This window comes from Celerinatantimonas diazotrophica, from assembly GCF_004339545.1.
Lineage (GTDB): Bacteria > Pseudomonadota > Gammaproteobacteria > Enterobacterales > Celerinatantimonadaceae > Celerinatantimonas > Celerinatantimonas diazotrophica.
The window spans coordinates 210,628-226,159 of record NZ_SMGD01000013.1 but is presented as its reverse complement, the minus strand read 5'-3'; the positions used below and the strand labels follow the sequence as shown (position 1 = coordinate 226,159).

9 protein-coding genes are annotated in these 15,532 nt (G+C 40.0%); 3 read left to right on the top strand and 6 right to left on the bottom strand.

Features of this window, described 5'->3' with window-relative positions:
- Positions 1-179: 179 nt before the first annotated feature.
- The 3 genes from EV690_RS10130 to iolD form a co-directional block, all read right to left on the bottom strand.
- Positions 180-2,039 carry an ATP-binding response regulator gene (locus tag EV690_RS10130; protein ID WP_165872724.1) on the bottom strand — a complete coding sequence of 620 codons (1,860 nt, stop codon included), beginning with the start codon at positions 2,037-2,039 and terminating at the stop codon, positions 180-182.
- 598 nt (positions 2,040-2,637) lie between these two features.
- Entirely contained in the window at positions 2,638-3,789 is a 1,152-nt protein-coding gene (locus tag EV690_RS10125; protein WP_131912892.1) for an acyl-homoserine-lactone synthase, read from the bottom strand.
- A 619-nt stretch (positions 3,790-4,408) separates the two neighbouring features.
- Positions 4,409-6,349, bottom strand: a complete 1,941-nt coding sequence (gene iolD, locus EV690_RS10120; RefSeq protein ID WP_131913119.1) for a 3D-(3,5/4)-trihydroxycyclohexane-1,2-dione acylhydrolase (decyclizing) — start codon at positions 6,347-6,349, stop codon at positions 4,409-4,411.
- Positions 6,350-6,797: 448 nt separating this feature from the next.
- Between iolD and EV690_RS10115 the strand changes: the two genes are divergently transcribed.
- The gene (locus EV690_RS10115; protein WP_131912891.1) at positions 6,798-8,711 is read left to right on the top strand and encodes a bifunctional 5-dehydro-2-deoxygluconokinase/5-dehydro-2-deoxyphosphogluconate aldolase; all 1,914 of its coding nucleotides are present in this window, start codon (positions 6,798-6,800) and stop codon (positions 8,709-8,711) included.
- A gap of 387 nt (positions 8,712-9,098) precedes the next feature.
- On the top strand, positions 9,099-9,926 hold the full coding sequence (locus EV690_RS10110; protein WP_131912890.1) for a MurR/RpiR family transcriptional regulator: 828 nt from the start codon (positions 9,099-9,101) through the stop codon (positions 9,924-9,926).
- Positions 9,927-10,087: 161 nt separating this feature from the next.
- On the opposite strand, the gene iolB is transcribed toward EV690_RS10110, so the two are convergent.
- Together iolB and EV690_RS10100 are read right to left on the bottom strand one after the other, a co-directional pair.
- The gene (gene iolB, locus EV690_RS10105; protein WP_131912889.1) at positions 10,088-10,909 is read right to left on the bottom strand and encodes a 5-deoxy-glucuronate isomerase; all 822 of its coding nucleotides are present in this window, start codon (positions 10,907-10,909) and stop codon (positions 10,088-10,090) included.
- An 18-nt stretch (positions 10,910-10,927) separates the two neighbouring features.
- Positions 10,928-12,436: a CoA-acylating methylmalonate-semialdehyde dehydrogenase gene (locus EV690_RS10100; RefSeq protein ID WP_131912888.1), complete on the bottom strand. Its 1,509-nt coding sequence runs from the start codon at positions 12,434-12,436 to the stop codon at positions 10,928-10,930.
- Between the two features lie 697 nt (positions 12,437-13,133).
- On the opposite strand from EV690_RS10100, the gene EV690_RS10095 reads away from it, so the two are divergent.
- The gene (locus tag EV690_RS10095; RefSeq protein ID WP_131912887.1) at positions 13,134-14,633 is read left to right on the top strand and encodes a sugar porter family MFS transporter; all 1,500 of its coding nucleotides are present in this window, start codon (positions 13,134-13,136) and stop codon (positions 14,631-14,633) included.
- Positions 14,634-14,727: 94 nt separating this feature from the next.
- Here the strand turns inward: EV690_RS10095 and EV690_RS10090 are convergent, their stop codons facing one another.
- Positions 14,728-15,531 carry an ATP-binding cassette domain-containing protein gene (locus tag EV690_RS10090; RefSeq protein ID WP_131912886.1) on the bottom strand — a complete coding sequence of 268 codons (804 nt, stop codon included), beginning with the start codon at positions 15,529-15,531 and terminating at the stop codon, positions 14,728-14,730.
- Position 15,532: the final 1 nt, after the last annotated feature.

Here is a 15,532-nt window from a genome sequence, read left to right as displayed (position 1 = left end):
AAAAAAATAAAAAAGTTTAAAGTAATAATCAAAGATATTACTAGTAAAACAGATCTAAAATTAAAATCATTAATAAAAGACATTTGTTTAATATATGAAAGTGTTTATTATAAGTGTAAACATATGAACTAACTTGTTAGAATATATATAATTTATTCTAATTAATAAAATAATTTATGTCAATGATTTAACCACTTATCAATAATTTTTATTAAGTCATTCTTTCTTACCGGCTTTTCTAACCTATCATCCATAATGTTATTGATTTTTTGTATTTCATCTTTATCCGATTCACCAGACAAAGCAATTATAGGTAATTTAGGATAAATTTCTTTTATTTTATGGCTAGCATCAAACCCATTCAATAAAGGCATTTGTATGTCCATAAAGATGATATCTAACTTATGTTGATGAATTTTTTCAAGGGCTTCTTGACCATTCTGTGCCTCAATAATTTTAACTCCCATTTTCTTTAGATAGAGAATAATAAGGAGTCTTTGGGATTTATTATCATCGACAACCATTATATGTGTTCCAAATATATTTGGTTTTTTTTCTTTATTAATATCAGCATACTGAGTTAACCTGCTTAAAGGGATAGAGGATTTTGGGAAATACAAGGTAAATAATGTATACATCCCATAGTTTGAATGACACTCTATATAACCTTTAAACAGTTTCATTACTTTTTGGCAATACCCAAGACCTAGCCCTGTTCCTCCTCGTTTTTCAAAGGTGAAAAAATCATCAAATATACGTTTCTTTGTTACTGAATTTATTCCTGGTCCGTAGTCTTTAAAATTAAGTTGACAATAATAATTGTCCGTCGACTCAAAATAAATTTCTATATAACTATTAGGATATTCATGAAAATAATATATTGCATTACGTAATAAGTTAAAAATTATGAATTCAAAGAGAACTTTATGAACATTTATTGAAAAATCATTGCTCTCATTAATGAGAACACGTTCAGCAATACTATCAGATTCAAAAGGATAATTTAGAATAGATTGTTTGGTTAATTGTCGGATTGAATAAGGTTTCACTAAATTTGGATCTATGCTAGGTTGATGAACCTCTTGTAGAATTGTATCAATTATCTGATTACCATTATAAATCGCTTTTTTTGCATACTCAATTTCACTAGTGATCTTGTCTACATATTTATCCTCACTTGTTGTTAACTGAATTATTTTCTCGAGATGTATTTGTATTTTTGCCAATGGATTACGCATCTCATGGGCAATAGAATGTGCAATAGCTTGAGATTTTTTGATATGATATTCACTATAAATATAGCTTTCAACATTTTTAAGTAAATGCTGTAAGGCAGATACTTCTTCAGTAGAGTAAACTGATCCATTTTTTTTATGTGGAGTAATAAATAAACGTGTTAAAATGTGATCATTATCATACAATGGTAAAACCATAGCAGAATCATGTTGCGACATTTGTTCACAAATCATCTTTAAACTAAAATCTTGTGTATTTTCTGCATAATATTCAACTTCTTCTTTTAATAATGCCGAGTCATTTTTTGTTAAATAAGAAGAATATAATTGATACGTATTTGCATCGGATATGGAAATATAATTAGAGTCTATTTGAAGTAATTTAGATAGTTTCTTAGTTGCTTGTGAAAGTGAAATTTGAAAATCATGAGTGAGAGTGTTTATTTCTGAAACTGGTGTTTTTTCCCGTCCATATATAATCAAGCTAATATATTTCCCGGTATATCTCCAAATTGTCCTCCAAGATAGTCCAAAAATTAATGCCCAAATTAGTGAAATAACTATGTTAGGCTCGTAAAAGATATATTTTTTTATAAAAAGGATTGGTATAACAAAGACAGATAATATTATAGAAGAATTTATCATTAGAAATAGTATATATCGCCAGCTATAAAATCTATGGCAAATAATAGCATATCCCATGAATACTAATTCTATTACTGATAAAGCTGGAGGTAGCCAAGTGTATTTGAATACATTAAATGCTAAAGGTATAATAATATGAAAAATACTAGTGGATACCATGAAAGTAATCATCCCTATTATCATGTAAATTGATTTTATTTTTTCTATTTTATTAGGTGAGAAAGATGATAGAAATAAATTTATTAGAGATAAAAAAGTGATAATTATTAGGATAGAATAAAATATAAGTGTCGCGGAACCAAAATCGATAGTAAAATCACTAGGGGATATAATATTAATATCGCTAATTGTTAAATTTGAGAATATATTAGCGTAGATAGAAAATATTGTGGTAGATATAATTAATAATATTTGATAAGATTTTATCTTTATTTTCTTTCTAATGGACAAAAATGTGCAAGAGAATATGTATATAGAAATGAAGGCTAGAAAGGAAAAAATATTAGCAGCCTTATCTAAATTAATTGCTAGTTGTTTGGGATATATTACAAGAAACCTAGTGTGAAAATAAGAATTACTAACAATCCATAAGATAATAGATAACGTATATACAATATATGGGATATATATTATAGAGAATTGTTCCCATTTTTGATTTTTTAACTGGTATATAAAATATATTAACCATATGCAAATAAAAATAGATACACTAAGCAATAGTATTGCTTTAGTGTATAGAATGTTTTCAAAAAAATTGCTATACAAAATTTATCCTAGATTTTTGAATGATGAGTGATTTATATTTTTTCCAATCAATATTGGATAATTCATCTCGTAACTTTTGAGTAAACCAAAATCCCTTATAAGTGGCATTATTAGAGCCGTTTATATAATTATAACATCTACTTAGATAACATGTGCTAGATAACTTTTTATATAAATTGAGCATAACAGGTTGTTCAATGATAGTGAAAGATAATAGCTTTCCATAATCTACAAGTTGTTTCATTAAATGTTTCTGACATAAATACAAGAGAAAGTATCGAAATGATTTAGGTCCACTAACAGTTAGTCTTAATACCTCACAAATTGCATCATAATCATCTAAATAATTTGAAAAAGATGTTTCATTCTCACAGTTCTGTTCAGAAATAATATTCTTATTAAAAATTCCTGTTTCATATAAATATTTTCCAGCATCAAGAGGATGACATGATATCCATTGTTTTCCTTGAAAGAAAGGATCAAAACTTAGCCAGTTTTTTCTGTCATTCCAATTTTGAATCAAGCTTGTTGATACTAGAATTGTCCTCTTCTTATTATAGAGTAGAAAATGGTTACCTCTTTGTGAAAGTTGTAATAAAGAAAGTATTTCATACCATTTATATTCAATAATAAATAGTTCAATGTTAATTAACTTAATAGCATCAGATAGCAATAATGGAGTGTTACAGTGTAATGTATAAAAATAACGAGGATCGTTTTCAATATGTTCTACAATTTCTGATTTATATTCAAATTCATCTCTTGGTAAATTATTAAATAATGAAACAGGTAATGCTTGGTATTTATCTAAAATAAGAAATCGTTCATAATATCCCCAACAAGCCAATAGATTACCAAATAGTTCAATAGCCGTTTTTTCTAACTGATGCCAATAGGAATTAATACTAATTATTGCATGAGACTGAATATGAGCGATCGAACGAGAAGACTCAAATATAGCTGCTAAATTGCCATTGCTTAAATCTGGGTAAATCTGAAGCAGTTCATTTTTCCTGAGGGTGACTAGCTCTTGAAAGCTATGAATGATGTTATCTACTTCAAATTTTTTCTGAACATCCTGAAAAAATTGGTTATGGTTTGTGTTCGAGTTTTCAATAGGGCATTCGACAGAAATAGCTGACATTTTGCGTTGTTCCACAGCGAAATATGATATTAATAATATTATTATCATATTTTTTTGACGATTTCCACTGTGCAATAGGGTTATAGAATCCTGTCGTAAATCAAAATTTGGATTGTCTCAGTTTATTCGAATCAACGTTTTAACATTTAGACTAAATTGTGTGCTAGTTATTATTATAATGATTATTTTATCAATATTTCGTGTCCTATATTAATCTCTAGTTTTGAAATAATCAATAACATTTACATTGTTACAGATGACTATAAATGCAGAATATGTGAGCTATTTATCAATTTTGTTTGTCAAAATATATCCTAAGTAATTTTTGACGATTATTGTCTGACATAGGGGGATGGATAGTAATTTGAGTCATATTCAATACGCTCAGTTGAAGTGGTTGGCTGAGAGTTATAGCTCGAGTTTGATCTTTCCTTTCTCAAGAGCAAGGTTACATGCTATCTCTAAAGAGATCTGTTTGAGTGGAGTTAGTGCTTCTTGTTATGAATAAACATTCAATTCTGTTTGTGTTAATTGGCAAATAGGCGCTATTTTTTAGCATTTAGAGCCGTATTATGAGACACAAAAGGGGGCATTCTCGTATTGCCCCCTGCTTTGTCTGTCAATACTGCCGAGCTTTGCTGATAGTTGCTTTGAGGCGTTGTGAAGCGGCTCTTATTTCTGGTTTGTCAGATTGTTCGGCTAAACCGACCCGCCACCAATTTAGATAACCGTGGAGCATGGTTTTAGGAAGAATTTTAATATCAATGAGTGTGGATACCGTTTGCATTTGGGCATCGGCTAATGCGTGCTTTAGTTCATCGATGTTTGTTACTCGATACGCTTTACAGCCATATCCTTCGGCAATCTTGGCATAGTCAACCGGAATCAGTTTGCCATCGAGTTGGTTGTTTTTGGAATCACGGAATCTGAATTCTGTGAAAAAACTATTCATGCCATTGCCAATCTGTAAATTATTGATACACCCATGAGCGATGTTGTCAAAAAGTATGATGTTGATTTTCTGGTTTTCCTGTATAGATGAAACCAGTTCTGAGTGCAGCATCATAAACGAGCCATCACCGACTAGCGAGTAGACCTCACGTTGTGGGTTGGCGAGTTTTGCCCCCAGTGCAGCGTTGACTTCATAGCCCATGCAGGAATAGCCGTATTCCATATGGTAACTGTTGTAAGAGCGCGTTTTCCAAATCCGCTGTAAGTCACCTGGAAGGCTGCCCGATGCGCCGACAATCACTGCATCTTCCTCGATATTGTTGTTGACGAATCCCAGCACTTGGCTTTGAGTTAACACAGAGCCTGTTAATTGTTTGAATTCTCGGTATACCTGATCGCGGGGGAGATGGTCATCGATTTCCGGTATAAAATTGTCTCCGGTAAATTCGATTTGATAGACCCGTTCGCGTTCTGCATCTAGGTCCTCTTTTGCCTGCTGAATTTGTGAGCCCCAGCTCGTGCTATAGCTTGTTTTAGCAAGTACTGAGAGCAACGACTCAACCGCGGTTTTTGCATCAGCGATGATTTGCACACCATCTAGTTTGAATGCATCAAAACGGTTGATATTGATATTCAGGTAATCGACATCCGGGTCTTGGAATATCCATTTAGAGGCAGTGGTGAAGTCGGTGTAGCGGGTGCCTATCCCGATCACCAGATCGGCTTTGGGGGCGAGTTGATTGGCGGCAATACAGCCGGTTTCGCCAATTCCGCCAACATTAAGTGGGTGCTCAGACAAAATGGCGCCTTTGCCCGCTTGTGTTTCTGCAATCGGGATATCAAATTGCTCGGCAAATTGTAAAATAGCAGCGGTTGCCAGTGAATATTTAGCTCCTCCACCAAATATGATGATTGGCCTTTTTTTGCTTGTCAGTAGCTTTTTAGCATCGCTGAGCATAGCGTCAGTCGGCGGCTGTCGTTCTAGGCGATGCACTCTTTTGCTGAAGAAGTAATCTGGATAGTCATAGGCTTCCCCTTGTACATCTTGTGGAAGAGCCAGTGTCACGGCTCCGGTTTGGGCTGGGTCGGTTAATACTCTGATGGCATTAATACAGGCAGTCATCAATTGTTCGGGGCGCGAAATTCGGTCCCAATATTTACTAACAGCCTGAAATGCATCATTGGTACTGATAGTTAGGTTATGCGGTTGTTCTACCTGTTGTAAGACTGGGTCAGGTTGGCGGGTTGCATAGGTATCTCCTGGGAGTAGTAGAAGGGGGATATGGTTTGCAGTTGCGGTTGCAGCTGCCGTAATCATGTTAGCCGCACCGGGGCCGACCGATGACGTACACGCAAAAATTTGTTGGCGCAGTGATTGTTTCGCAAAACCGATCGCTGCATGGGCCATCCCCTGTTCGTTACGTCCCTGATGTATCCGGAGATCGCCACTATTTTGTTCCAGTGCCTGACCCAGTCCTAAGACATTACCGTGGCCAAAAATAGCAAAGATCCCTTTGATGAATTTGATTTCCTGTCCATCCACTTCCAGATATTGATTATCAAGGAAGCGAACCAAGGCTTGTGCCACTGTCTGTTTTGTTGTCTTCATCATCTATATTCCTAAAGTCTGGCTTGACGACTGGATTTGCTTGCTGTTTGCTAAAGTCATTTTCTGATGTTCACTTTAGCTGCGTTCAATCCGCTTATTTAATTAGAATTATAAGTAAGCTGTTTTTCATTCCAATAAAAAACAAAATATATATTTCATACTGGGATGTAGATCAAATAAACGCAGACTGGTTGGTTTTAAATGTGCTATTTAATCAAAGCTAATTAAATCTTAATGACCTGTTTTTAAAAGATTTATTAATTGAACACTTTACTTTGGTAAGACTTTTTTCTGTGGTTATTAATACCAGTGAGAATGTGACATGGGTATGATTTTTGTAGTATAACGGAACTAAAAAAATCTCCGTTTATTCTATTTTTATTGAAAATGAAATTTTTAGTTTGCATAATGCGGGTAAATTTCCATCATGAGGCACGAGGATAATCGAATGGATAAGGTGCAGAAAAAGCTTGATGTGATCTGTATTGGCCGTATTGCGCTCGATTTATATGGTCAACAAATTGGAGCACGTCTAGAAGACATGAGTTCATTTGCCAAATACCTAGGAGGATCTTCTGGGAATGTGGCTTTTGGAACGGCTATTCAGGGGCTTAAATCTGGGATGCTTGCTCGGGTTGGTGATGAACATATGGGGCGGTTTTTACGTGAAGAGCTCGAGCGTGTCGGTTGTGATACTCAATATCTGATAACGGATAAAGAGCGGTTAACGGCAATGGTGATTCTCGGGATTAAAGATCAGGACACGTTTCCACTGATTTTTTATCGTGATAATTGTGCTGATATGGCTTTAAGCGAGGCTGATATTGATGAGTCTTACATTGCTTCATCTCGTGCTGTAGCCATTACTGGCACCCATTTGTCGCATCCTAATACGCGTGCCGCCGTGTTGAAAGCGCTGGAATATGCTGGCAAGCATGGACTGAAACGTGCACTGGATATCGATTACCGCCCAGTTCTATGGGGGCTGACATCACTCGGGGATGGTGAAACCCGGTATGTTGAGTCTTCATCGGTTACCTCTTCTCTTCAGAATGTTTTGCACCATTTCGATTTAATTGTGGGCACGGAAGAAGAATTCCATATTGCAGGGGGAACGACTGACACCTTGGCGGCGCTGAAGGCGGTCCGTCAGGTGAGTGATGCGACCTTGGTATGTAAGCGTGGTGCTCAGGGATGTTCGGTTTTTGAGGGGAAAATTCCGGATAGCTGGGAGCAAACTCATCTGTATAGTGGTGTGGTGGTGAAGGTGTTGAATGTATTGGGTGCAGGGGATGCCTTCATGTCGGGGCTATTACGGGGCTATCTGCATGATGAAAGTTGGGAGCAATGTTGTCGATACGCGAATGCATGTGGTGCTCTGGTGGTGTCTCGTCATGGTTGTGCGCCCGCGATGCCAACCAAAGAGGAATTAGATGATTATCTGCTGCGCGAGCAATTGGTTCTACGGCCTGATCAAGATGAACGGTTGAACCATTTGCACCGGGTGACCACCCGTAAGGTGCAGTGGCCAGAGTTATGTGTCTTTGCTTTTGACCATCGTCGCCAGCTAGTTGAAATGGCTGAAGCAGCCGGACAGGATTACAGTCGCATTCCTGAATTGAAACGGTTATTACTTCAGGCTGCGATTGAGACGGCTCAGTCAGAGGGATTGGATCATACGAGCGGTATTTTAGCGGATACCACGTTTGGTCAGGACACGTTAAATGAAATTACTGGGCGGGGATGGTGGATCGGTCGTCCTATTGAGTTACCAGGTTCTCGCCCTCTAGTACTGGAACATGGCAGTATCGGCTCGCAGTTAGTAAGTTGGCCTCAGGAACATGTGGTGAAATGTTTGTTATTTTATCATCCTGATGACAGTGCGATTCTTAAAGAAGAGCAGGAGTCATCAATTAATGAAGTGTATCAGGCCTGTTGCCAGTCAGGGCATGAGTTGCTCTTAGAGGTAATTTTGCCCGATGGTCAAAGTGATAAAGATGAGGCGCATTATGTCACGATTGTTCAGCGCTTTTATCAGCTGGGAATCAAACCAGATTGGTGGAAATTGCCCCCATTATCGCATCAAAGTTGGATTGAAATTGGTCATTTGATTGAGGAGTATGATCCCTGGTGCCGAGGCATTGTGATTCTGGGACTCGATGCGCCAGAGGCTGAGTTGAAAGCCGGTTTCTTGCAGGCATCAAAAGTGCCTTGGGTGAAAGGATTTGCTGTGGGGCGGACTATTTTTGGTGAGCCTTCAGGGCGTTGGCTGCACGGCGAACTAACCGATGCACAATTAATTGAACAGGTACAGAATAACTACCGGAAGTTAATCCGTTACTGGCGTGAGTCCCGTGCTTAATTGACTCTAAATGATAAAGGTTTGTGATAGACCTTTATCATTTTTTATTCCTATTATTTTCATCAAAAACCCATAACATAAATGATTAAAAATCAATAAGATATATTTATACCTGACAAGGTTTTACTCAGGAGAAGTGAAGCAGTAGACAGTGATTTTAATCAAAAATCGAAAAAATGTTTTATAATGAACTTGATCGAAAATTTTTAATCATATTATGATAATGACTCTTTATCTTTGACGGGTTTTTGCCGTAACTGCTGCCTCATGCTCGGTTAACAAGAGCCTCAAAAATATCACTATACCCAGAATTTAAATCAATACTAATGAACGAAGATAGCATTTATATAATTAAATTCTAGTCGTCGAATTGTATCAGTAGGTTTTATGACAACATCATCACAACTGGCAGAATTGCAAGAAGATATTCGTACTCGTTATGACAGCTTGAGTAAACGTTTAAAACAGGTTGCCCAGTATATTCTGGATAATAGCAATAGTATTCCTTTTGATACGATTGCCTCGATTGCTGACAAGGCAAGTGTCCCACCTTCGACATTAATTCGTTTTGCCAATGCATTTGGTTTTGATGGATTTAATGAAATGAAACAAGTATTTCGTCAGAACCTTATGGAAGATACGGTTAGCTATACCGAGCGAGCACGTTTGTATCGTCAGATGGCTGGTGATAGCAAAGTCCATGAAACCCCCATGGAGATCCTTAATACTTTTGGTATGGTCAATGCGAAGGCTTTGCAGCAGTTGCCGGGGCAAATCGATCCTGAGCAGCTCAATGAGGCGGTGAAGCTGTTGGATGAATCGACCAATATTTATGTGATTGGTCTGCGCCGTTCTTTTAGCATTGCATCCTATCTGACTTATGCATTACGTCATTTGGAGCGTCGGGCATTTCTGATTGATGGCCTCGGGGGGATGTTTAAAGAACAACTGGGAATGATTCAACCGACAGATGTTGTGATTGCGATTAGTTATTCACCTTACTCGCAAGAAGTCCTGGATTTAGTGTCTCTGGGGGCGAAAAATGGAGCGAAACAAATCGCGATTACCGATAGTATGGTCAGTCCTCTGGCGGCTTTTAGCGATCTGTGTTTTGTGATTCGTGAAGCACAGATGGATGGTTTTCGCTCTCAGATTTCATCAATGTGTTTAGCGCAAACACTGATGTTGTCTTTAGCGGTCATGGGGACGAAATAACGTTTTTCATTCGTCATGTGATTCCTCATCTCCTGCCAACAATGCGGCTTGTATTATGTGTTGTTGTACATGCAATCGGCATGTAAATGCAACTCGAGGGGTTTTGCATCTTAGAGGTGCAATGGAGCAAAACCTCCCCTGACTCGGGGAGGGGCAGTGATTTAATTTTGCGGATATTGATCGCTGTTTATCCATTGATGGTCAGCTTCCCAGGTAAATTTCCACTGACGGATTGGACCTGCCATCACGTTGAGATAATACCCGTCATAACCAGCTAACATCGCGACCGGGTGATAACCCCGGGGAACTTTGACGACATCACGGTTATAGACAGCCATCGCTTCATCTAAGCTTCTGTCATCGGTATAGACCCGCTGCATACAAAATCCTTGTTCTGGATTGAGACGATGGTAATAGGTCTCTTCCAGATAGGTTTCTGTGGCGGATGAGGTATCGTGTTTATGGCTGGGATATGAACTGGTATCTCCTTCCTTTGTATAGACTTCAACGACCAGCAGGCTATCTGCCGGTTCGGTTTCCGGTAGAATATTATGAACCAGCCGCTGATTGCGCCCTTTGCCACGGTGTTCGATGCCCACATCAGTTGGTGCAATCAATCGGGCCTGTAATCCGCCATTACAGCCTGGTGCCTGACAAACGGCTAATTCCAGCTCCGTTTGTGCAACGATTGTGGCGGTGTCATTTTGTGGCAGATAAACCGAGTAGGGCGGTGTTTTTTCAAATGGGCTCATGCGCTGCCCGATGGTTCCAAAATACTGTTCTTGTGTTTCAATATTTGCAAGCCCTGAAATCAGCACCAGACACAATTCTTTATCCTGGCTAGCGAGCGATAGAGTCTGTCCTGAGGTAAGTTGATACACTTCAAATCCGACGTAATCCCAATTGGCATTTTCAGGCGTTATGTTCTGTATCCGCCCGGTTTTATCGGGCGGTTGGCATTTGGATAAAAGTGGTTGACTCATGTTGGTTCCCCCCGGCGGTTAACCTAAAGTTGGCATGTTGAATTCGGCAATGGTCTGTTGTCCGTCAGGCCAGCGTGTTGTGATGGTTTTCATTCGGGTGTAAAAGCGAACCCCATCTGGTCCATGTACGTTCAGTGCACCAAAAATAGAGCGTTTCCAGCCTCCAAACGAATGGAAGGCCATCGGAACTGGAACCGGAATATTGACGCCGACCATTCCGGCTTGCACTCGCATTGAGAAGTCGCGGGCATAATGGCCATTGGTTGTAAAAATGGCACTGCCGTTACCAAATTCATGGCCATTGACAATGCTCAAGGCTGTTTCGTAATCGGGGGCACGGATAATCCCCAGTACTGGCCCAAAAATTTCTTCTTGGTAGATCCGCATACCTGGCTTGACATCATCAAACAGAGTTCCTCCCACATAATAGCCATTTGGATAGCCTTTAACCTGATAATTGCGACCATCCACAACCAGTTTAGCGCCTTCTTGTTCACCAATATTAATGTAACCAAGAACTTTTTCTTGATGGGCTTTTGAGATTACGGGGCCCATTTCATTTTCTGGGTGGCCTTGTTCAGCCATTCCTGGGCCGACGCGAAGTGCTTTAATCTGTGGGATTAATTCGGCGATTAACTTATCGGCTGTGTCGTTCCCTACAGCAACAACTAAGGGCAGAGCCATGCAACGTTCACCCGCAGAGCCGAATGCTCCGCCCATAATGGCCTGAACGGATGCTTCCAAATCGGCATCAGGCATGACAATCGCGTGATTTTTAGCGGCTCCAAATGCCTGAACACGTTTCCCATGGGCACTGGCATTACTATAAACCTGTTCGGCGACAGCTGATGAGCCAACGAAGCTAACAGCCTGAATTCTTGGATCTTTTGTTAGGATCTCGGCCTCTTCGTTAGCACAGTGAATGACGTTGAATACGCCATCTGGTAGGCCTGCTTCTTGTAATAGTTCCGCGATACGGATTGAAACGGATGGATCGGCTGCTGGTGGTTTAAGTACGAATGTATTGCCACAGGCCAGTGCAATTGGGAACATCCACATCGGTACCATAGCGGGGAAGTTAAATGGGGTTATGCCGGCCACAACTCCCAGCGGTTGCATCACTGAATAACTATCGACGCCTTTCCCGACATTGGCTGAATGTTCACCTTTGACGGTGTGCGGGATCCCACATGCAAATTCAACCACTTCGATCCCCCGTGTTAATTCACCCTGGGCATCAGAGAAAACTTTGCCGTGTTCTTTTACGATCAGTTCGGCGAGCTCATTGCGATGTTCTTCCATCAGTGCTTTAAATTTAAATAGGATTCGAGCCCGTCGCAGTGGGGTCATCGCTGACCAAGCCGGGAATGCCTGATGAGCTGATTCGATGGCTTGCGACACTTCTGCTGTTGTACTTTGTGTGACGTAACTTTCTATTTCGCCGGTTGCCGGATTATAGATAGGTTGTGTCTGTCCACTGGCACTGATGTGCGATTTTCCGCCAATAAAATTACCGACTGTGATCATGATTCATTCCTCTTTTATAACAGGGCTGAGTATCTAGAGACGTTGATGCTGGAGATGTTTTTCATCTGGATGAAATGCAATCGCCTTCTACCAACATCTGCAGGGACTTACTTTTCGTTTTTATGCGGTCAGGCTGCAAGTCCGTTATCGGATATTGATTGATAATCAATGTATCCAAATGAAAAAAATATTTCAAATATTTGTATTTGAAATATTATTTCGCTGTGATCTGATTCATGCTTTTTGCTTCTATTTTTATGCAACGCATATACACGTGTTACATGACCTAAACAATTATCGTGAATGGCCCCGATGGTTGCGAGGGAGATGGCGGGTAAACTGCGTTGGTGTGAAATCGACGATCGAACGGTGTTGAGAGTCGTAATCAGGAGTGCTTCTTTACCAGTTAGTAAACAAATTGTTTAAAAAATGTATGAAATTAATTTTCCGAAATAATCAAAATTATTTCATTTACTGCCCCTTTAATTCGAAGTTAACGTGATGTAAATCTCATTTTTATAGGGTGTGCATGACCGATAACTCAAAATTTAATTTCAATTGTAATTTAAATGAAAATTTAAGTCTAAATTGTATTGACAAATTTTACAGTTATGAGCATTGGCCGTCATGCAAAAGATGGCGGTTTATTTGCGATAGCAATATCGGTAAGTCATTCATATAACACTCAGGAGTCATCATGAGTCACGAAACCTATATCACGATGAACAAGGCATCGGGTCCAAACAGTGATGCGAAGGTTGAACCTTTTGTGAAGGTGATTGCACTCGTTGCAACTTTAGGCGGTTTGCTGTTTGGATATGACACAGGCGTCATATCTGGTGCTCTTTTGTTTATGCAAAATGATCTCCACCTTACTCCGTTTACAACAGGACTGGTGACGAGTTCTTTATTATTTGGGGCGGCATTTGGCGCTGTTTTTGCGGGGCGTTGTGCAACTGCTATGGGGCGACGGCGGATTATTATTATACTGGCTGTGATTTTTGCCGTTGGTGCTATCGGAACGTCGCTTTCTCCTAACGTTCACTGGATGGTGATCTTCAGAACGATTCTCGGAGTTGCGGTTGGTGGTGCTTCTGCCACTGTTCCTGTTTATATTGCGGAAATTTCTCCAGCCAATAAGCGTGGACAACTGGTGACGATACAAGAGCTGATGATTGTTTCAGGACAGATGCTTGCATATATGTCGAATGCTGCGTTTAACGAAGTGTGGGGAGGGGAGTATACATGGCGCTGGATGTTGGCTGTTGCGACGGTTCCGGCTGTTCTTTTATGGTTTGGTATGTTGTTTATGCCGGATACCCCGCGTTGGTATGCCATGAAAGGACGTATGGCTGAAGCTCGCAAGGTGCTGGAAAAAACGCGGGCCAAAGATGATATTGAATGGGAATTAATAGAAATTGAAGAAACGCTGCAGGAAGAGTCGGCGGAAAATAAAGTTAATTTTCGTGATATTTTAGTAACACCTTGGTTATTGAAGCTATTTGGAATCGGCATAGGGGTTGCTATGATCCAGCAGCTTACGGGCGTGAATACCATTATGTATTATGCGCCGACCATGCTGAAAAGTGTCGGAATGAGTACCAATGCGGCATTGATTGCAACAATTGCTAATGGTGTGATTTCAGTCTTAATGACTTTTGTTGGGATCTGGATGTTAGGCCGTATCGGGCGTCGGTCAATGACCCTGATTGGGCAAATTGGGTGTACCTGTTGTCTGTTCTTTATTGGCTTCGTTAGCTTTGTAATGCCTGAATTCGTGAACGGTCAGCCTGATGTGTTGCGCAGTTATATGGTGTTGCTGGGCATGTTGATGTTCCTGTCGTTTCAGCAGGGGGCATTATCTCCGGTGACCTGGTTGCTGCTCTCTGAAATTTTCCCAACCCGGATGCGTGGCATTATGATGGGGGCTGCTGTTTTTGCCATGTGGATTGTAAATTTCCTTATTTCATTTTTGTTCCCGATTATGCTGGCTTCGGTCGGATTATCTAACTCATTCTTCATTTTTGGTTTAGTGGGTATTTTAGGGGCTATTTTTGTGATTCGCTGTGTTCCAGAAACACGCTCTAGAAGCTTAGAACAGATAGAACATTATCTGCGGGGACGGTTAGACCAACAGGCGCCAAGCCCTTTAGCTGCAGGACAAACATCACCTATGATGAATAATAAGTTAAAATAAGCGCAACTTCGGTCAAGGCGTTTATAAGGCCGCTTAGATGCGGCCTCTGTGTTTTATCCAAGTGTTATTTGTCTGCTTGCGTATTCTGGTGTTTTTAGACGGTACCTTGTAGCTCATCTGACAAGGCTTGTAATTCTTTACCGCCAGCCATGAGGTTTTGTAATTCTTCTGTTGTGATTTCCGATTTCTGAAAAGTCCCGAGTGTTTTGCCCCGATTGAGAATAGTAAATTGATCCCCCACTGCATAGGCGTGACGCACGTTATGGGTAATAAATATCACCCCTAATCCTTTACCTCGAACCAAATTAATGTATTTCAGGACCATTGATGTTTGAGCAACGCCGAGAGCCGATGTGGGTTCATCCAAAATCAGCACCTGAGCACCGAAATAGACTGCACGGGCGATGGCTACACACTGTCTTTCTCCCCCTGAGAGAGTTCCTACCGCTTGTTCAGGATCTCGAATATCGATACCGATTTTTTTCATTTCATCGTGAGTGACTTCATTGGCATGTTTTATATCGATATATTTAAAGCCCAATTTGCTTTTGACCGGCTCTCTGCCCATAAAGAAGTTTCGGGTGATCGACATGAGTGGAATCATGGCTAAGTCTTGATAGACAGTTGCAATGCCTGCATCAAGCGCATCTCGTGGACTGTTAAATGAAACTGGTTTGCCACGGACTAACAATTCACCGCTGGTTGGCTGGTGGACGCCTGACAGTGTTTTAATTAAGGTGGATTTACCGGCACCATTATCGCCCAGCAGGCAGAGTACTTCACCTGCATGGACTTTTATATCAATGCCGTTCAAAGCGATGACATGACCAAAATGTTTGATGAGATTACGTATCTCGACTAACGGTGTTTTAGGATCATTAAAAATTGCAGAGGCCATA